Source organism: Actinoplanes sp. NPDC023801, from assembly GCF_040639655.1.
In the GTDB taxonomy this organism is placed as follows: Bacteria; Actinomycetota; Actinomycetes; order Mycobacteriales; family Micromonosporaceae; genus Actinoplanes.
Map to the genome: position 1 here is coordinate 71722 of NZ_JBFAAI010000029.1, position 17337 is coordinate 89058.

Here is a 17337-nt window from a genome sequence, read left to right on the forward strand (position 1 = left end):
CAGCACGAGCCGGGTCACCGACCGCAAGAGCCGGTCACCGATCGCAGGACGAGAGGGGAACGATGCCGGAGCAACCGCAGTGGTCCGAGCGGACGCTCGACATGCCACCGCAGGACCCGTGGGCCGATCAGCCGACCCGGCAGACGAGCCCGGAGAGCGCCGCCCCCAAGCCGGTGCCGACCTCGCCGGCTCCTGCCCCGGCACCTGACCTGTCGCCGTTCAGCCAGGGGCGTGCCCGGGTCACCCAGCGCACCGAGCAGTTCCAGGCGGAGCACGAGCCGACCGGCACCGGCTGGCCCGGCGATCACCATCAGCAGCAGCAGCGCAGCCTCGGCTGGCACATGCGGCGGCTGCGGCGCGGCGGTGAGTGGAGCAGTGCAGCGGGCCTGTTCGCCTTCGTCTGCTGGGGCATCTGGGCGCTGTCGTCCGGCGCCGATCTGACCAGTCCGCTGATCCTGTTCGTGGTGGAGCTGATCGTCGCGGCGGGCGTGTTCGCGCTGTCGCGCCTGGTCGGCCGTCTCGTGATCGAGCAGCGGATGGGCCGGCCACGGCACACCGCCCGGGGTGCGCACATGGTGGCCGGCCTGTTCCTCGTCGGTGTCGGCCTCGCCCACCTGCGCCAGACCGGCTGGGTCATGGACGCGGTGAACTGGGTCGTCGGGTTGTTCGCCTAGCTGATCGGCTTGCCACCGGTGATCCCGAGGACCTCACCGGTGGTGTAGGTGGAGTCCTGGCTCGCGAAGTACACGTATGCGGCGGCCAGCTCGGCGGGCTGCCCGGCGCGGCCCAGCGGGGTGTCTCCGCCGAACGACTTCACCTTCTCCTCGGGCATGGTGGCCGGGATCAGCGGCGTCCAGATCGGACCGGGCGCGACCGCGTTGACCCGGACGCCCTTCTCGGCCAGGTCCTCGGCGAGCGCCTTGGTGAAGGCCACGATGCCGCCCTTGGTGGTGGCGTAGTCGAGCAGCGGGCTCGACGACTGGTAGGCCTGAATCGACGCGGTGTTGAGGATCGCCGACCCGGCCGGCATGTGCGGCACCGCGGCCCGGCAGAGCCAGAACATCGCGTACAGGTTGGTCTTCATGACCCGGTCGAACTGCTCGTCGGTGATGTCGGTGATCCCGCCGGGCTGGGCCATCTGGTACGCGGCGTTGTTGACCAGGATGTCGATACCGCCGAGTTCGGTCCGGGCCTTCTCGATGATCGCCCGGCAGTGCGCCTCGTCCCGGATGTCGCCGGGCACCTTGACCGCCTTGCGGCCGGCCTTCTCGATCCACTGCGCGGTGTCGTCGGCGTCCGACTCCTCCTCGGGCAGGTAGGAGATCAGCACGTCGGCGCCCTCCCGCGCGAACGCGATCGCCACGGCCCGGCCGATCCCCGAGTCGCCTCCGGTGATCACCGCCTTGCGGCCGGTCAGTTTCCCACTGCCCCGGTAGCTCTCCTCGCCGTGGTCCGGCCGGTCCGGCATGTCCGACGTCAGGCCGGGTGGCTGCGGGTCGCCGCCGTCCAGTTCGGGCTTCGGGTACAGGTCGCTCGGGTTCACGTCATCGCCTCCAGTTCGCCGGGATCGGATTTCCACCGCTTTCCCGCCTGACGTGCGAATAACCGGATTCCGGGTATCCGGCGCGCCATGGGGGATCTTCGAGTGAGCGTCGTGGTCATCACCTGGCAGCGGCGCGAGGAGGCGCTGGCCTGCGTCGGCCGGCTGTGCGAACTGCCGGAACGGCCACATGTCGTGCTGGTCGACAACGGTTCCACCGACGGTACGGCGGACGCGGTCCGGGCGCGGTTCCCGGACGTCGAGGTGGTCGCCCTCCGCGAGAACCTCGGGGCGGTCGGCCGCAATGTGGGCGTACGCCGTACGAGCACCCCGTACGTGGCCTTCTGCGACGACGACACCTGGTGGACGCCCGGCGACCTGGCCCGTGCCGCCGACGCGCTCGACGCCCATCCGGAGCTGGCTCTGGTCAACGCCCGGATCGTGGTCGAGCCGTCCGGAGTCGAGGACCCGATCGTCGCGGAGCTGCGCGAGTCTCCGGTGCCGGGCCCCGACTGGCTGCCGGGCCCGGCATTGGGCAGTTTCCTGGCCGGCGCGTCGGTGGTGCGCCGGGAGGCGTTCGAGGCGGCCGGCGGTTTCAACGAGCGACTGTGGCTCGGCGGTGAGGAGGAGCTGCTGGCCACCGACCTGATCGCGGCGGGCTGGGAGCTGTGCTACCTGGAGGAGCTGACCGTGCACCACCGGGCGTCGAAGGTGCGTGACAGCACCTACCGACGGCGGGTCGGGCTGCGGAACACGCTCTGGTTCACCTGGCTGCGCCGTCCGCTGGGCCCGGCCGTACGCCGCACGATGTTCCTGGCCAGGACCGTTCCGCGGGACCGCACCTCGCTGCTGGGTGCGGTCGACGCGGTCCGCGGGCTGGGCTGGCTGCTCGCCGACCGCCGGCCCCGCCCAGCCGTGGTGGAGGCCCGTCTGAGCCGGCTGGACGAGGCGCAGCGGCGGTCCACTGCCCGGCGTTACGTGGGCTGAGCGGCTCGCTCAGGCGCCGGCCATGACCTTGCCGGTCTCGAGCAGCGACTTGAGGTCGCTGAGCACCCACGCCCAGCCGCCCCCGCCCTCGGCGCCGGCCTCCTCGTTGCCGCGGATCATCGCGGCGGTGGCCGGGGCCCCCGGCGTGTCGTGGGTGACGGTGACCCGCTGGACGCCGGCGCCGGCTTCCTCGATCTCCCACGTGAGCGTGGTGAACGGCTCCGAGCCGGTGGTCGGGTCCATGAGCATCCGCCAGGTCTGCACGAGCCGCCGCGGCGGCTCCGCCTCCAGCACCTCACCGTCCAGGATGATCTCGGGCATGTCGAACCCGTTGGCGGCCGCGTAGTCCTTCATCCCCTGGTTGGCCGTCGAGTAGAACCGGCCGCCCTTCTTCAGCTCGAAGAACTGGGGTGCGGCGTAGGCATACCTCTGGTTCCACTCGGGGTCGGTGATCGCCTGCCACACCTTGTCGGCCGGCGCCTTGATCCAGATGCGGAAGACCTGGGTGTCGCTCATGACTCTTCCTCCAGCGTTCGCTTGAGATCGATCAGTGCGGTGATGTGCTGCTCGGTGAACTTGTCGATCCACCGGTCGTGGATCTGCCGGATCGGCACCCGGTTGAGGTAATGCAATTTCTCCCGGCCGGACCGGCGCACGACGACGAGACCCGCCTCCTCCAGCACCCGCAGGTGCTTGGCGACCCCGAACCGGGTCATCTCCAGCTCCGACTCCAGCTCGGTGAGCGTGCGGCCCTCTCGTGCGAAGAGCAGATCGAGCAGGAATCGGCGACTCGGGTCGGCCAGTGCCTTGAAGACCCGATCGTCGTCGAACACTCGATCGTCGTCTGTCATGACTCCAAGTTATGTGACCATTTGGTCACCTGTCAACCGCGGATCTCGCGGCGGCATGCGATCCCCGGCGGCTACGCTCGCCGCTGTCGTCCGCCCGGCGCGGGAGAACGCCTTCCACACCGCCGTCGATCTTCCGCCCGGCCGCCGCGAGCCTTAGGCTCACCGCCCGTGTGGCCATTCAAGAAGCGGCAGGAAGCCGCCCCCGACGCTCCCGAATTCTGCAGCTACCTGGGTGACCCGGAAGCGGAACGCCTCGAGGCGGCGCTGCTGAAGAAGGACTGGGAGACGTCCCGCGCGATCCTCACCGCAGCCGCTCCCGAGGAACGCTCCTACTACGTGGGCATCGCCGCCGACACCGCCGGCGTCGAGGAATGGATCAACGGCCCGATCCGCGACGAACCCGGCTCGACGCTGCCGCTGCTGATCCGCGGCGCCCGCCTCGTCTACTGGGCGTGGGAGGCCCGCGGCGAAGGCGGCTCCAGCACGGTCAGCGAGAACGCCTGGAAGGTCTGGTTCCAGCGCCTGCGGCAGGCCGAGGACTGTTTGGACGAGGTGGTCGAACGGAACCCGGCCGACGCCGAGGCCTGGGAATACCTGATCACCCTGGGCCGGGCCCGCCAGCTTCCGACGGAGGAACGCTGGCGGCGCTTCAACCGGCTGATCGAGGCTGACCCCACCCACTACTACGGCCACACGCAGATGCTCGAGGGCCTGATGCGCAAGTGGAGCGGCAGCGCCGAGGAGATGTTCGACTTCGCCCGCACCCGCGCCGCGGCCTGCCCCGGCACTCACATCCCGGTGCTGGTGGCCCTCGCCCACATCGAGCACGGCCGCGGCAACGGCGGCACCGACCTGCATCAGTACCTGCAGCAGGACGACGTGGTCGACGACATCTGGAACGCGTCTCAGCTGTCCGCCTTCCACGACGACTACAAGGAAACCCTGCTGACGCCGTACGTGTGGAACAACTTCGCCTTCACGCTGGGCCTGGGCGGCCAGTACAACGCGGCCGGCAGCCTGTTCGACGTGATGGGCGAGGACTGGATCACCCGCTCACCCTGGAACACCACGACCAACTACCTGAAGGTCCGCGATCACGTGCAGTCCAACCGCGACGACCAGGACTGAGAATCTCCCGTGCCGGGGACAGCGCAACCGCCTCGCCGACCGGCGGCGACCCGATACGCATGGCGGCTGCCCGGCGTCCGGATTCCCGAAGATCAGTGGGCGACCACCGCCGGAGCTGTCATGTGCGGTCACCTGTCCGGCGCAGGAGTTTCGAGCCCCTCCCGGCCGCCTTGGCCGCCCATCCGGCGGACCGGGTTCCGATACGCCGCAGTGGTGGAGGGACCGTCACCACGGACGACGAGGTGTGCCGGTATTTACCGCGATACCGGGAACCGGGCCGTCGATCACGCGGGAGGAGCCGCCTGGAAACGAGCAGTCCCGCACCCACAGCCACGGCCAGAAGGGCGATGAGTACCGGCGTTCTGGTCAGCGGCGATGCCGGCTCGCTGCGCCCGGCACCCGGCAGGGCTTGAGTGGTGGCGGACGGCCCGCTTGCGGCGGCTGCCGGTGCGGATGCCGGGGGCAGTGCCGAGAAATCGACGATGCCGCTGCTCTCCAGCAGAGTCATATGCGTCATCACGAACTGATTCGCGCGCTGCGCGAGTTTGCGAACCGTGTCGTTGCGCGTGCCGGCCCGGACCGATGCGATAGCCGGGAAGATCTTGCCGTGCGCCGCACGCAATCGGTCGATGTAGATCTGATCGAAGACGGTTCCCCGCGCCTGGCGCATCTCGTCGAGCCAGCCCTGCTGGTCATTGTTGGGTTGGTCCGGCAGGGTGACGCCGAGTTTTCCGGCCGCATCGACGACCAGCTTGTCGAGCGCGCCGTGCTGGACGGCGATATCGCGTCCGATGGATTGAATCCGCTGACTCGCCGACTTCTGCTGCGCCAGCTGCCCGGCGGGTATCTCCCACAGCCCGGCGAGGCGGACCTTCGTCAGAAAGTCTCGGTCCGCATCCGAGAGTTCGCCCTCGCCGCGGTCGGACAACAATCCACTGGGAGGGTCCGGCACGCCCGGCTCGGCCTGCGCAGCCTGCGGGCTGAGCAGGATCATCGCGACGGCGGTCATCACTCCGTACGTCAACTGCCGATGCCATCCAGGCGCTCGATGAACGGCGAACAAAGTCACTCTCCTCAACAGTGAACACTCAGCGATCTTGGCGGCTGGAAGTACGCAACGAAGCGAGTTGTAGATCAAATGATCCTGTCGCCCGATCGGCCCGGAAAGGCCAGGAGGGACATATTGCAGAATGGGAGCCCTCCCATTTTGAGTTAAGAAGGGTTACGATCTGGATGCATGGCGAACGCCAATCTGGCGAACCGTGCATCCGTGGCGAAACTCCGCATCGATCGATTCCGTTCCACGGATACGGCAAAACGCATCCGGCCGTTGTTGATTCGAGATACATCGACGTTGACGACGTATTGCCCCCTGTGCAGAATCAAGGGCCATCGTTTCCCCGTCCGTGAGAGGCCGAAATTGTTCGAGGAAGCTCCCGTGACATCCGCCGACGATTCGCCGTCGAACACCGGCCTGCGCATCGGCCGATGGGTGCCCGATCCGGCGGACATGACCTCTCGTCACGGCGTTCGCCGCCATCCCGGCCACCTGGCCTCGGTGCGGCATGACCCCGCCGAGCAGGCGCCGGCACCGGAACGGGCGCCGGGGCCTTCTCCTAGGTCGCGCCGCCTGCCCCGGCGCCGGCGCCGGCTCCTCGCGATGGGGCTGGCCGGCGTGGTGTCCGCCGGATCGGTCGCGTCCCTGCTGCGGCCCGCCCCCGAACCGGCTGAGCTCAACGCCGACTCCTCAGCCGTCGGTGTCACGGACCCGGGCCGGCCGGAACCGGATTCCACCGCGCCGGTCAGTTTCATGCCCGCGCCCCCGTCGAGCAGCGCCGCGCTTCCCTCGTACCCGCCGTCCAGGAAGTTGCCGTCCACGCCCCGCCCCACGGCCTCGAGTGCCCACCCGACCATGACCACCCCGCCGGCCAGGGTCACCGTTCTGTCGGCACACCGTGAGAAGGATCTGCGCTCCATCCAGACCCAGAAGTCGACCGAGATCGATTTCGTCAACCGCCGGGACGAGTCAGTGGTCATCTACTGGCTGGACTACCACGGGACCCGGGAGCGCTACGTCGTCCTCGAGAGCGGTGACACCCGTGAGCAGCCGACCTTCGTGGGCCACCCCTGGGTGGTCACCACCCTGAGGGGCCACGGCCTGGGGGTCTTCCTGCCCGCCACCCGGCCGGCTCAGGCCACGATCACCTGATCGCCGGCGCTCCCGGCAGGCGGGTCACGACCGGCACCCCTCGCGGCATGACACCCCTTTCCGTACCGCGATTGACTGGTGGATTTAGGTGGATTTCCGTGGGTACTCCCGGCTGAATGGGGCCGCAATCCGCCCGCAGTGGGCCGACGGTGCGCGGCGCACGGCAAAGGAGGATCCATGGAACTGACCGCGACGACGACCATTCGTAAACCCGCGTCGGAGGTGTACGCGTTCTGGCGCGACCTGGAGAACCTTCCGACGTTCATGGCGCATCTCGAACAGGTCCGCACCACCGGCGAACGGACGAGTCACTGGACCGCCGACGCCCCGTTCGGCAAGGACGTCGGGTGGGACGCGGAGATCATCGAGGAGTCGCCCGGCGAGAAGATCGCGTGGCGCTCGACCGGCGACGCCGATGTGCCGAACGCCGGTACAGTCCGCTTCGTGCAGGCCCCCGACGTGGTGAGCACCGAGGTGCACGTCGTGCTGACGTACGACATCCCGGGCGGCACGATCGGCAAGGCGGTCGCCAAGTACTTCGGCGAGGAACCGCACCAGCAGCTCGACGACGACCTGCGCCGGCTCAAGCAGGTCCTGGAGACCGGTGAGGTGGTCCGGTCCGACGGCGCCCCGTGGGGCAAACGGGCGCGCAAGGAGTTCCCGCAGCGCCCGGCGCAGCCGCTGTCGGATGCCGAACTCGCGAAGGGAGCGGACGCATGAGGGCGAGCACCTGGGCGGGCCGCAACTCCGTCAAGGTCCGCGACGTGCCGGACCCCAAGATCCTCAACCACCGCGACGCCATCGTACGGATCACCTCCACCGCCATCTGCGGCTCGGACCTGCACCTGGTCAACGGGTACGTGCCGACGATGCAGGACGGCGACGTCATGGGTCACGAGTTCATGGGTGAGGTGATCGAGGTCGGCTCGGGCGTCGGCCCGAACAGGTTGCGCGTCGGGGACCGGGTCGTCGTGCCGTTCCCGATCGCCTGCGGCGCGTGCGCGGCCTGCGCCGCCGAGCTCTACTCCTGCTGCGAGAACAGCAACCCCAACGCCGGGATCGCGGAAAAGATGTTCGGTCACCCGGTCGCCGGGATCTTCGGCTACTCGCATCTGACCGGCGGTTTCGCGGGTGGCCAGGCAGAGTACGCGCGGGTGCCGTTCGCCGACGTCGGCCCGCTGAGGATCGAGTCCGATCTGACCGACGAGCAGGTGCTGTTCCTGTCCGACATCCTGCCGACCGGCTACATGGGCGCCGAGATGTGCGACATCCAGCCCAGCGACGTGGTGGCGGTCTGGGGCGCGGGCCCGGTCGGCCAGTTCGCCATGGACAGCGCCCGGGTGCTCGGCGCCGCGAAGGTCATCGCCATCGACAAGGAGCCCTACCGGCTGGAGATGGCCGAACGAGCGGGCCACATCCCGGTCAACTTCGACGAGGTCGACGTACGGTCGCGGCTGCTGGAACTGACCGGCGGGCGCGGACCGGACAAGTGCATCGACGCGGTCGGCCTGGAGGCCACCCACGGCAGCGCGCACATCTCCGCGTACGACCACATCAAGCAGGCCGTACGGTCGCAGACCGATCGGCCGCACGCGCTGCGCCAGGCGATCATGTCGTGCCGCAGCGGCGGCGTGGTGTCGGTCATCGGCGTGTACGGCGGCCTGCTGGACAAGTTCCCGGCCGGCGCGTGGATGAACCGGTCGCTGACCCTGCGCACCGGTCAGTGCCACGTCCAGCGATACATGAAACCGCTGCTGGAGCGCATCGAGCGCGGCGAGATCGACCCGACCCGGATCATCACCCACACCCTGCCGCTCGACCAGGCGGAACACGGCTTCGACATCTTCAAGAACAAGCGGGACAACTGCGAGAAGGTCGTCCTCAAACCATGAGGGACAACCGCGGTCGTACGGTCGTGCCGGCGGCCATGAACCCGGCACACCGGTACTGAATGCCCGGCCGGATCGTCGCGACCGGCTCGATCCTCGTCCGATACATCGGATCAGCCGGCCGGGACGGCTCGCCGGTCATCCCGCTCCAGGCCGGAGGCAGCCGATACCACGGCATGGTCGTCCGAAGGCGCCGGGAGCGACTGATCCGGGCCCAGCCGGTGCAGCAACGTGCGAGCCACCGCGTGGACCACATCGGGGTCGTGGGACAACACGAAGTCGACCGCCCGATCGTCGCGCTGACGCGCACACAGGGTCACGGTGACATGCGGGTCCACGATCGCCAGGGCCGTTTCCGAGCCGTCCGCGCTGTCATCGGCCGTCGTGCGTATCGGCGTCGGATCCGGCACGCCGAGAGGCGGCCCGGAGAGGCCCACCAGTGCCGCTGTCGAAGCCGGGGCCGCCAGTCGCGGTAGCCAGCCGCGTCCCACAGCCGGATCCGGATACGCACCCAGCACCAGGCCGTACGGGCCGGCGAACGCGAGCTGCCGCAGGACATACTCGGTGAGCCCGTCGATGAGGTGCCGGTCTCCGGTACGCGCATGCTGCCGAGCCGAGACCAGAGTGAACGGGCTGACCCCGGGCTGATGCAACTCCGGCCGGGGTGCCCGCAACCGGGCCGCCGGGTGCACCGGCCAGTGCCGGAGGACAGACAGCGGCCCGGGCCGTGCGAACAACCACCCCTGCCCCCAGCAGGCACCGAGCGCGCGTGCCACCAGCAGATCCTGCTCCGTCTCGATGCCTTCGGCCACCACCGCCGCACCGGTCCGCTCGGCGAACCCGCTGACCAGTGCGGTGGTCTCGACGGTGTGCGCGGAGTACGGCTCGCGGAGCAGGTGCATGTCGAGCTTGACGACCTCCGGCTCCATCAGCGGCAGGAAGGCCAGCGACAGCCGGTCCGCACCGACGTCGTCGAGCGCCAGCGCCCCGCCGGTGCGGTGGGCCCGGGCAGCGACTTCCAGCAGCGCCGACGGATGAGCGGCCAAGGCCCGCTCGGTGAACTCCAGCACGTACCGGTAAGTGGAGATCGAGGCGATCCGGGACCGCAGCTCGTCGCTGAGTGGGTGATCCGCCCCGGCCGGCTCCTTGTTGATGAACACCAGCGGCGGCACCACCGTGCCGGGCGCCTGGGCGATCTCGTGCGCCCGGGCGGCACACAACTGGTCCAGCTCCGCCACCATGCCGGCCCGCGCCGCGGCCTCGAACAGTTGGTCCGGGAACTCCACCGGCGACCCCGCCGGACCGCGCGCGAGTGCCTCCACCCCCACCAGTTGCCGTGTGGCGAGATGAACGATCGGCTGGAACAACGGCTGGACGGCACGCTCGGCCAGCACCCGCGAGATCAGCGCGGCGGGCTCGTTCGGGGCGCCCCAGGTCTGCCTGCTGCTCTGCGTCACGACCAGCCCCGCCTCCAAGATGAATGCCGCGCAGTTACCGATCGGCCGGCACCCGGATCAACTGAGAAGTCCCCACCCGATCGGATCCGTCCTGACGACTTCGCCCATGCTGCGCTCTTCGCCGAGGGGGCGCAGCAAATTTCCGCAAACCGGACGCCGCCGAACCGGATACGCAGCGCTGCCCGTGATCGTCGCGGCATCGGTCAACCTCATCGGCATCGTGTTCTGTTCCAGGCGAGCGAACGTCCGCAGGGAGTAGCCGGGCTCAGTTGCCGGTTGATTCATCTGTTGGTGGGCCGGCGGTTACGAGTCGTCGGACGTGCGGCCACAGATCGTCGAGCGATCCCACGCCGCCGGCGAGTTTCGCCAGCAGCACGGCACCCTCGATCTGCGCGACCACGGCCCGCGCGGTGGCCCGGTCGGCGTATCCGGGCGCGATACTGCCGTCTCGCACACCATCGGCCAGTGCGGCGTGGACGAGTTCGGCTTGTTCGGCGAAGGCGGCGGTGAGGCGCTGCTGAACGGCGGCCTCCTGGTTGCTCAATTCGATCGCCAGGTTGCCCAGCAGGCATCCGTCGACCCGGCCGGTCTCCTGCCATCCCTGCCGTTGTGTCTCGACGAGCCAGGCGATGAGGCGCTGGAGGCGTTCCAAGGCCGGTTCAGGTCCGGTGAGCAGCTCGCGCCACCCTGTCCGCTGCGCCTGCCAGTGGGTGTCGATCACCTCGATGGTCAGTGCCTGCTTGGACTCGAAGAAGTGGTAGAAGCTGCCCTTGCGGACATCGGCGCGCACGCAGATCTCGGCCACCCCGACGGCGGCGTAGCCACGAGTGTGCAGCAGCTCACAGGCGCTGTCGCGCAGCCGGTCACGGGCGGTACTGGTTCGACCCATGGGACGAGTATACGAGCGGTCAACTATCTTTTAGTTGACCGGTCGTCTACCTTCTCTTCATCACCTCTTGGAAGGAGGACGACATGTCCATCAGTGTCGTCATCGCGTACCACAGCGGCTACGGCCATACCGCGCGTCAAGCTCGGGCCGTCGCCTCCGGCGCGGCGTCGGTTCCCGGTGTCACCGCCGCCCTGCACGACATCTCCGCACTGGACGATGCGCTGTGGCAGGCGCTCACCGACGCCGAGGCGATCATCTTCGGCACCCCCACCTACATGGGCAGCCAGTCCGCCGTGTTCCAGGCCTTCGCCGAGGCCACCGGGCCGGTCTGGGCGCGGCAGGGTTGGCGCGACAAGATCGCTGCAGGGTTCACCACGTCCGCCGGTGTCAACGGCGACAAACTGAACACCCTGTCGTCGCTGGCGGTGTTCGCCGCCCAGCACGGCATGCACTGGGTCTCGCTCGGGCTGGCGCCCGGGTGGCTCTATTCCACCGCCGGTGATGTGGAGGATCTCAATCGCCTGGGCGGGTTCCTCGGCGCAATGGCGCAGGCGCCCTCCGACGCCGGCCCGGATGACGCGCCGGGGACGGCCGACCTGCGCACTGCCGAGCACCTCGGCCGCAGGGTCGCCCGGGTCGCGGTCGAACTGCGCCATGGCCGACTGGTCGGTGCGGCATGAGCGCCCGGCTGACCGAACTGCTGGGAATCGATGTTCCGATCATCCAGGGCCCGTTCGGCGGTGGCTTGTCGAGCGTCGCACTCGTCGCCGCGGTCAGCGGAGCCGGCGGCCTCGGCTCGTTCGGCGCGCACCATCTGGACCCCGATGCGATCACGGCGCTCGTTGCCGACCTCAAGTCGGCGGTGCCCCGGGACCGGCCGTTCAACGTGAACCTGTGGGTGCCGCACCCGCATGAGGCAGGCCTGCGCCCGGCACCCGCGGACTTCGAACGGCTCCGGCCGCTCTACGAGCGCCTCGGCGTGTCGACGCCGGCCTCGTACACACCGCCGCCGGTCTTCGGCGATCAGATGGACGCTCTGCTGGCAGCACAGCCTCCGGTGATCAGTTTCGTCATGGGCACGCCACCCGCCGACGTGGTGACCGAGGCCCGCCGCCGAGGCATCGTGACAATCGGCACCGCCACCACCGTCGACGAGGCAGTGGCGGTGGAAGCCGCGGGACTCGACGTCGTGGTCGCCTCCGGCAGCGACGCCGGCGGGCATCGGGGCGCCTTCCTGCGGCCGGTCGCCGAGTCGCTGGTGGGAACGTTCTCGCTCGTTCCGCAGGTCGTCGACGCCGTCCGCATCCCTGTCGTCGCGGCCGGTGGGATCGCCGACCGTCGCGGTGTGACGGCGGCGCTCGCGCTCGGTGCCGCGGGCGTACAGATCGGAACCGGCTTCCTCGCAACGACACAATCGGGGGCGAGCCCGATCCACAAGGCTGCGCTCACTGGTCCCGACGCCCGGATCACCGTGCTCACGCGGCTGTTCTCCGGCCGCCACGCGCGAGCGATCATCAACCCGCTGATCCGGGAACTCGCGGCGGAAGAGGCAAACGTGCCCGAGTACCCGGTGCACAACGCGCTGATGCAGCCCCTGCGTCGAGCCGCCGCCGCCCGCGACGACTCGCGATATGTCAACCTCTGGGCCGGACAGTCAGCTTCGCTGTCACGGTCGGTCACCGCGCAGGACTACCTGGCCACGCTGGTGGCCGACGACAGCAACCGGTCCGAGAGCATCTGACGGCGTATCGGTGGGCGGAGGATCGCGACCTTCGCCCACCTGGCGCCAGTTGCACGACCGCAGGACGGCCATTCCTTTTTCTCGGAACAGGCGCGTTCCATCCCAGGCAACGCTCGGTCGAAGTAGGGAGTGCGCGTCCACTCACATGCAGCGATCCGCGCGTACTGACGTCCTCCTACGTCACTGTTCGTAGAGAACGGGTGTAGTGGCCGTCCTTCCGCTTCCCTTTGCTCCTCTGTCAAGGAGCAGGTATCGGCTGGTCGATGCTGGCGTGTAGGGCTTGGTAGATGACGTCGGACAAGCGTCGTTTGAGGATGCGCAGTGCTTCCATACCGCCGTCGCCGCCGGCTTTGCGGCGGGCGATGAGCTCTTGAGCTGGTGGGTGGCAGCGCGCCTGGGTGATCGCGATGCGGTGCAGGGCCGCGTTGAGCTGGCGGTTGCCGGTGCGGCTGAGCCGGTGCCGGGCGCGATTCGACGACCAGACCGGCAAGGGTGCGGTGCCGTTGTGCCGAGCGTAGGCCGCCGCGGACTTGAACCGGCCGATGGCGGCGGTCTCTCCCACGATCTTCGCGGCGGTCAAGGCGGCGCAGCCGGGGATCTCGAGCAGCGCTGGCGCCAGGCTTGTGGCCAGGGCGGTGATTTCTTTGCCGAGGGCGTTGATCTCGGTGGTGAGTCGTCGGCACTGCTCGGCGACGGCCAGGGCGATGCGGGCGACGGTGCCGGTGCGTCCGGCCAGCTGGCCGGCGATAGTGGTGAGGGCGCGCAGGCTGGTCAGCGACCGCGGGCGGGGATCCCACTGTGGGTCGAGCTCATGCAGGTGCCAGCGCCAGCCGGTTGACCGCACGGGTGCGTTCGGCAACTTGGTCATCGCGGCGATCGGTGAGCAGCCGCACGTCGCGTTCCGGACCGTCGAGGTGCGCGGTGGGCAGATCCGGCTCGCGCAGCGCCGCCCGTGCCACGGCCAAAGCGTCGATCGGGTCGGACTTGCCATAGGTGCGGGCGCCGTCACGGGCGTGGGCCATCAGCTTGGGCGGCACCCGCATGATGCGTTCGCCGGCGGCGAGCAGGTCGCGTTATAGGTGACGGGTCATGGCGCGGCAGTCCTCAACGGCCCAGACCCGTTCGTTGTCATGCTGGCTGGCCCAGTGCAGCAAGGCGAGGTGGTCTTTGCTCGTGGTCCCGCAGGTGCGAGTGGCGATCTGCCGGCCGTTGGCGTCCACCGCGACGGCGGTGTGGCTGCGCTTGTGCGCGTCGATACCGATGACGAGCATGGGAGATGTCTCCTTCCGAGCCGAGGGGACTCGGGCCGGTCGGTAGGCACCCACCAGTCGAGCGCGGACACGCTCCTCTCAAGCCATACCGGCCGGTCCTTCACGTCCGGCAGGCCGCATAAAAGGAATCAGCCACGGCAGTCAGCGAGGCGCCGTGCGGCACTTCGCGGAGCAGTACCGAGCGTCCTTGCGGTGCAGTAACGGCATGGAGCGACCACCGTGCTCGCGTCGGCGGATCATGGAGGCGTGGATCAGGAGGATTTCGATCGACTGTGCCGGCGGGTGTACAGCGAGGTGCGCGCCGGAGCGCCGGAATACCCGGACATGTTCGACCTGGCTACCGCGGTGCTGGAGGTCAAGCCGTCGGACCGCGACGCCGCCGAACTGGCGGCGCTGAGTGTCGACGGCGTGGCGGCGAACTGGCCGCGGATGATGGAACTCGCCGACGCCGTGTTGGCCACCGCCTGCTTCGAGCTGGGCCTGTCGGAGGAACCGGCGTGGATGGCCGGCCTCGACGATGCCATGCGGCTGGTCAACCGCGACCTCTCCGCGACCGGCCTGCCCGGATGCCGTCTCCGGTTCATGGACTTCGATCCTAATCTCGACGAGAACCGCTTCGTGGAGACCTGGGGCGGCGAATTCGGCACGGGTTCGGGGGTGCCCTCGAGTGCCGGGGCCGACCCGGTATCGGCGCTGGTGGCGGTCGCCGATGACGCGCAGGACGCGGTGACACACACGATCTGGGCGGTCTGGCCGGTGTGCCCCGCGCACCGGCTTGGCGCCCACGCCCGCCGGTACCGCGAGGCCGCCGTCTGGTGGTGCTCCGGCGACGGCGGCCATGTCGCGGCGGCCGTCGGTCATCTCCCGCCGGGCGCCTCCCGAGTCTGATCACCGTACCTGGGCGGGGCGAGAAGGTGACGGGGGCCGCTACGCCTCCCGCCTGACACTGGTGGAAGTGGAATGTTGCTGATTCGGAAGGGGAACGCGGCCAGCATCCTGCGCTGCGTACGACTGCGTCTACGTCACGTCCCGTTCTGCCGGAGCCCGGGCGTGTGATTCCCCTGGGCCGCCCGACCCTTGAAGCCTCATGGGCGACAGCTGGATCACCGCACTCTGGCAGTCGGACGGGCCCGCCGGCAGTTACTGACAGCAGCGGGAGCCTTACTCCGATGATCTTGGCGGATATACAAGTTACTTGTATATTCGGTCGCCATGCGATCACCTTCGCGCCCCCCGCTCCGGGAGCCCTCATACTTCGTGCTGGCCGCACTTCTCGACGGCCGGCTCCATGGGTACGCCGTCGTCAAGCGCGTACAGGAGTTGTCCGACGGACGCGTCAAACTTGCCGCCGGCTCGCTGTACTCAGTGATCGACAGGTTGCTCGGCGAAGGTCTTCTCGTCGCAGACGGCGAGGAGATCGTCAACGGCCGGGCCCGGCGCTACTACCGCCTGACCGACGACGGGCACGCGGTGCTCGCCGAGGAAGCGGATCGGCTCGCCACGGCGGCTCGCGTGGTGCACGACAGGCTGTCGCATCCCACCTCGGCGCGGCCGACTCCCGGCCGACGATCTACTTGGAGGACCTTGCCGGCATGAGCCACGACATCCTGGAACGCCGTTATCGGGCACTGCTGCGGGCCTACCCCGCCGACTATCGCCAAGAACGCGCGGATGAGCTGCTGGAAATCCTGATCAGCGAAGCCCCGGCCACCCGCCGATGGCCGGATCCGCGGCAGGCCGTCGCACTGGTACGCGCTGGCCTGCGAGTGCGTTCCGGCAGCGCGGCACGGCGCCCGACGGCCGTCCTGTTCTGGCAGGGCCTGCACCTGGCAGCCATGGCGGTGCTCGCCCTGGGCGCCGTGATCGGGCTGGACGACACCATCGAGCGCTTCGAGTTCGGCGGACTCGACGATCCGCTTGACGTACTGCTGGACGACGGCGCGAACCTGATCATGACCGCTGCGGCCCTGGCCACTCTGGCCCTGGGCCGCCAGCGTCTGGCCGCCGTCCTGGTCGTCGCCGCGATCGCGGTACCGACCGCGGCCTCGCAAAACCTGTTCGCCAACAGCATGCCGCAGTGGTGGGCACCGGTCGTGGCCGCGCCTCTGGTGCTCGCCGGCCTGCGTCGCCCCGCCGACGTCCCCGCGGTCGAACGCGGCAACGGTGTCCTGGCCACACTGGGCGTGGTGGCGCTGCACCTGGTGCCGGTGGATCGGCTGTCCATCGTCGACCCGGTGCAGCAGGGCCTCGTCGCGATCGTCACCGTCGGGGCGTTCGCCGCCTTCCTCTGGGTGGCGACGGCTGACCAGCGTCTGCTGCTCGCGGCGGCACCCACCTTCGCCCTGGGCTGGCTGCACCAAGTCATGGTGTACCCGGAATCGGCGATGTCGCTCTATCGGGCCGAGGCGCTGCCGTCGATGATCGTCGCCGTGGCCATGGTGCTCGGTGCGTTGGCGATGACCCGCCGGCGCCAGGCACGGGCTTGACCGCACCACGCCTCGCGACGCCGGCTGACCGCCGTCCCCGAGAGTCACCCGTCTGAGCCGGCCTGATCCGGCGTCGAGAATGGCCTCCTGCCGCATACGGTGGGAGGCCATCGTCATGCCGTGGCCATGACCCCACCGCCAACGCCACGGCCCATACCGGTCACGCTGCACCCCTCATAGGGGCGCCGACGGCCGACCCTACCTCGTCACATCGAACCCAGGTGCGCGGATCTGCCGCGATCCGCTCCAAGGCATCGGGCTGTTGCGCAGTCTTCTGTCACCTGGGTGGCAGAAGGCGTCGAAGGGCAGGGGATACGGCGTCACCGTGACGGCACCGGGCCGGGTTCGACGCCCGAGTTTGCCGGGAAGCGCTCACTCAATCATGGCGTGGCCGCTGCCTCGATCGTCGCTCATGAAGATCACCAGCGCGTTCCGGTGTTACCGGCGACCGGCTGTGGGCTTCCGTTCCTGTTCGATGCTGTAGTGCAGCGCGGTCCCCGCGGCGGTAATCCACATCGCGGTGACGGCGAAGCTGCGTTCGAAGTTGACGCTGGTCTGCGGATCGGCTGGCGAGGTCAGCGTTGATGCAACTGTGAACAGCGTGGATGTGACGGTGGTCAGGAACAGCACGACCAGCCCGATCTGAGCCCAGCGCGGCAGTACAACGAGCGCGCCCCAGAACCGGTCCCATTCCACCCGCCTTCCGCCGAGGAGGAAGAGCGCGGATCCGAACGTCAGAAGGGCAGGGATGAACGGTAGCCAGAAGAAGGCGCGGGCATCCGGCGCACCCGGAACATACAAGGCAGTCACCACGGCCGCGTTCAACACCAGAGCGCACACCGGCAAGAGCATCGCTTTACGCACGCCAGCACAGTACGGCCACCGCCTC

Annotated in this window: 19 protein-coding genes and 1 pseudogene; 11 read left to right on the forward strand and 9 right to left on the reverse strand. The window is 69.1% G+C overall.

The window, feature by feature from the left end:
* Positions 1 to 62: 62 nt before the first annotated feature.
* A complete protein-coding gene (locus AB0G04_RS35580) occupies positions 63 to 674 on the forward strand; it encodes a DNA-directed RNA polymerase II (RefSeq protein WP_360992138.1) in 612 nt (203 codons plus the stop codon).
* On the opposite strand, the gene AB0G04_RS35585 is transcribed toward AB0G04_RS35580, so the two are convergent.
* Entirely contained in the window at positions 671 to 1468 is a 798-nt protein-coding gene (locus tag AB0G04_RS35585) for an SDR family oxidoreductase (RefSeq protein WP_360992249.1), read from the reverse strand. The two genes, AB0G04_RS35580 and AB0G04_RS35585, sit on opposite strands and share 4 nt — an antisense overlap.
* Positions 1469 to 1645: 177 nt before the next feature.
* Here AB0G04_RS35585 and AB0G04_RS35590 point away from each other — a divergent pair, with 177 nt between their 5' ends.
* Positions 1646 to 2527, forward strand: a complete 882-nt coding sequence (locus tag AB0G04_RS35590; protein WP_360992140.1) for a glycosyltransferase — start codon at positions 1646 to 1648, stop codon at positions 2525 to 2527.
* Between the two features lie 9 nt (positions 2528 to 2536).
* Here the strand turns inward: AB0G04_RS35590 and AB0G04_RS35595 are convergent, their stop codons facing one another.
* Positions 2537 to 3043 (reverse strand): SRPBCC domain-containing protein, encoded by a 507-nt coding sequence (locus tag AB0G04_RS35595; protein ID WP_360992143.1) that lies wholly within the window; start codon positions 3041 to 3043, stop codon positions 2537 to 2539.
* Complete coding sequence (locus AB0G04_RS35600; RefSeq protein ID WP_360992146.1) at positions 3040 to 3378, reverse strand: metalloregulator ArsR/SmtB family transcription factor; 339 nt, start codon at positions 3376 to 3378, stop codon at positions 3040 to 3042. Before AB0G04_RS35600 ends, AB0G04_RS35595 begins: the two co-directional genes overlap by 4 nt.
* 168 nt (positions 3379 to 3546) lie before the next feature.
* On the opposite strand from AB0G04_RS35600, the gene AB0G04_RS35605 reads away from it, so the two are divergent.
* On the forward strand, positions 3547 to 4506 hold the full coding sequence (locus AB0G04_RS35605) for a hypothetical protein (protein WP_360992149.1): 960 nt from the start codon (positions 3547 to 3549) through the stop codon (positions 4504 to 4506).
* 118 nt (positions 4507 to 4624) lie between these two features.
* Here AB0G04_RS35605 and AB0G04_RS35610 read toward each other — a convergent pair whose 3' ends face one another.
* Complete coding sequence (locus AB0G04_RS35610; RefSeq protein ID WP_360992151.1) at positions 4625 to 5515, reverse strand: DUF4142 domain-containing protein; 891 nt, start codon at positions 5513 to 5515, stop codon at positions 4625 to 4627.
* A 429-nt stretch (positions 5516 to 5944) separates the two neighbouring features.
* On the opposite strand from AB0G04_RS35610, the gene AB0G04_RS35615 reads away from it, so the two are divergent.
* The 3 genes from AB0G04_RS35615 to AB0G04_RS35625 all read left to right on the forward strand — a co-directional run bounded on the left by AB0G04_RS35615 (position 5945) and on the right by AB0G04_RS35625 (position 8607).
* The gene (locus AB0G04_RS35615) at positions 5945 to 6715 is read left to right on the forward strand and encodes a hypothetical protein (protein WP_360992154.1); all 771 of its coding nucleotides are present in this window, start codon (positions 5945 to 5947) and stop codon (positions 6713 to 6715) included.
* 177 nt (positions 6716 to 6892) lie between these two features.
* Entirely contained in the window at positions 6893 to 7435 is a 543-nt protein-coding gene (locus AB0G04_RS35620; RefSeq protein WP_360992157.1) for an SRPBCC family protein, read from the forward strand.
* A complete protein-coding gene (locus AB0G04_RS35625) occupies positions 7432 to 8607 on the forward strand; it encodes a zinc-dependent alcohol dehydrogenase (RefSeq protein WP_360992159.1) in 1176 nt (391 codons plus the stop codon). Before AB0G04_RS35620 ends, AB0G04_RS35625 begins: the two co-directional genes overlap by 4 nt.
* Positions 8608 to 8717: 110 nt before the next feature.
* Here AB0G04_RS35625 and AB0G04_RS35630 read toward each other — a convergent pair whose 3' ends face one another.
* Together AB0G04_RS35630 and AB0G04_RS35635 are read right to left on the reverse strand one after the other, a co-directional pair.
* On the reverse strand, positions 8718 to 10061 hold the full coding sequence (locus AB0G04_RS35630) for an EAL domain-containing protein (protein ID WP_360992161.1): 1344 nt from the start codon (positions 10059 to 10061) through the stop codon (positions 8718 to 8720).
* Positions 10062 to 10326: 265 nt separating this feature from the next.
* A complete protein-coding gene (locus AB0G04_RS35635) occupies positions 10327 to 10950 on the reverse strand; it encodes a TetR/AcrR family transcriptional regulator (protein ID WP_360992164.1) in 624 nt (207 codons plus the stop codon).
* Positions 10951 to 11033: 83 nt separating this feature from the next.
* On the opposite strand from AB0G04_RS35635, the gene AB0G04_RS35640 reads away from it, so the two are divergent.
* Entirely contained in the window at positions 11034 to 11630 is a 597-nt protein-coding gene (locus AB0G04_RS35640) for a flavodoxin family protein (RefSeq protein ID WP_360992166.1), read from the forward strand.
* The gene (locus AB0G04_RS35645; protein WP_360992169.1) at positions 11627 to 12691 is read left to right on the forward strand and encodes a DUF561 domain-containing protein; all 1065 of its coding nucleotides are present in this window, start codon (positions 11627 to 11629) and stop codon (positions 12689 to 12691) included. Before AB0G04_RS35640 ends, AB0G04_RS35645 begins: the two co-directional genes overlap by 4 nt.
* Positions 12692 to 12929: 238 nt before the next feature.
* Here the strand turns inward: AB0G04_RS35645 and AB0G04_RS35650 are convergent, their stop codons facing one another.
* Both AB0G04_RS35650 and AB0G04_RS35655 read right to left on the reverse strand, forming a co-directional pair.
* Positions 12930 to 13559: an IS110 family transposase gene (locus tag AB0G04_RS35650; protein WP_360992171.1), complete on the reverse strand. Its 630-nt coding sequence runs from the start codon at positions 13557 to 13559 to the stop codon at positions 12930 to 12932.
* Positions 13501 to 13962: pseudogene (locus AB0G04_RS35655) on the reverse strand (transposase). The gene AB0G04_RS35650 and the pseudogene AB0G04_RS35655 overlap by 59 nt, the downstream one beginning before the upstream one ends.
* 246 nt (positions 13963 to 14208) lie before the next feature.
* Between AB0G04_RS35655 and AB0G04_RS35660 the strand changes: the two are divergent.
* From AB0G04_RS35660 to AB0G04_RS35670, 3 genes are all read left to right on the forward strand, one after another.
* The gene (locus tag AB0G04_RS35660) at positions 14209 to 14850 is read left to right on the forward strand and encodes a hypothetical protein (RefSeq protein WP_360992174.1); all 642 of its coding nucleotides are present in this window, start codon (positions 14209 to 14211) and stop codon (positions 14848 to 14850) included.
* Positions 14851 to 15174: 324 nt separating this feature from the next.
* On the forward strand, positions 15175 to 15558 hold the full coding sequence (locus AB0G04_RS35665; RefSeq protein WP_360992177.1) for a helix-turn-helix transcriptional regulator: 384 nt from the start codon (positions 15175 to 15177) through the stop codon (positions 15556 to 15558).
* On the forward strand, positions 15555 to 16448 hold the full coding sequence (locus tag AB0G04_RS35670; RefSeq protein WP_360992179.1) for a hypothetical protein: 894 nt from the start codon (positions 15555 to 15557) through the stop codon (positions 16446 to 16448). The genes AB0G04_RS35665 and AB0G04_RS35670 overlap by 4 nt, the downstream gene beginning before the upstream one ends.
* Positions 16449 to 16886: 438 nt before the next feature.
* On the opposite strand, the gene AB0G04_RS35675 is transcribed toward AB0G04_RS35670, so the two are convergent.
* Positions 16887 to 17312, reverse strand: coding sequence for a hypothetical protein (locus AB0G04_RS35675; protein WP_360992182.1), 426 nt, complete (start codon positions 17310 to 17312; stop codon positions 16887 to 16889).
* Positions 17313 to 17337 lie beyond the last annotated feature (25 nt).

Coding starts and splice junctions, on each gene's coding strand:
- AB0G04_RS35585 (WP_360992249.1), bottom strand. CDS start 1,468: ATGCCGGACCGGCCGGACCACGGCGAGGAGAGCTACCGGGGCAGTGGG.
- AB0G04_RS35580 (WP_360992138.1), top strand. CDS start 63: ATGCCGGAGCAACCGCAGTGGTCCGAGCGGACGCTCGACATGCCACCG.
- AB0G04_RS35645 (WP_360992169.1), top strand. CDS start 11,627: ATGAGCGCCCGGCTGACCGAACTGCTGGGAATCGATGTTCCGATCATC.
- AB0G04_RS35635 (WP_360992164.1), bottom strand. CDS start 10,950: ATGGGTCGAACCAGTACCGCCCGTGACCGGCTGCGCGACAGCGCCTGT.
- AB0G04_RS35595 (WP_360992143.1), bottom strand. CDS start 3,043: ATGAGCGACACCCAGGTCTTCCGCATCTGGATCAAGGCGCCGGCCGAC.
- AB0G04_RS35625 (WP_360992159.1), top strand. CDS start 7,432: ATGAGGGCGAGCACCTGGGCGGGCCGCAACTCCGTCAAGGTCCGCGAC.
- AB0G04_RS35620 (WP_360992157.1), top strand. CDS start 6,893: ATGGAACTGACCGCGACGACGACCATTCGTAAACCCGCGTCGGAGGTG.
- AB0G04_RS35650 (WP_360992171.1), bottom strand. CDS start 13,559: ATGACCAAGTTGCCGAACGCACCCGTGCGGTCAACCGGCTGGCGCTGG.
- AB0G04_RS35665 (WP_360992177.1), top strand. CDS start 15,175: ATGCGATCACCTTCGCGCCCCCCGCTCCGGGAGCCCTCATACTTCGTG.
- AB0G04_RS35640 (WP_360992166.1), top strand. CDS start 11,034: ATGTCCATCAGTGTCGTCATCGCGTACCACAGCGGCTACGGCCATACC.
- AB0G04_RS35670 (WP_360992179.1), top strand. CDS start 15,555: ATGAGCCACGACATCCTGGAACGCCGTTATCGGGCACTGCTGCGGGCC.
- AB0G04_RS35610 (WP_360992151.1), bottom strand. CDS start 5,515: ATGACCGCCGTCGCGATGATCCTGCTCAGCCCGCAGGCTGCGCAGGCC.
- AB0G04_RS35600 (WP_360992146.1), bottom strand. CDS start 3,378: ATGACAGACGACGATCGAGTGTTCGACGACGATCGGGTCTTCAAGGCA.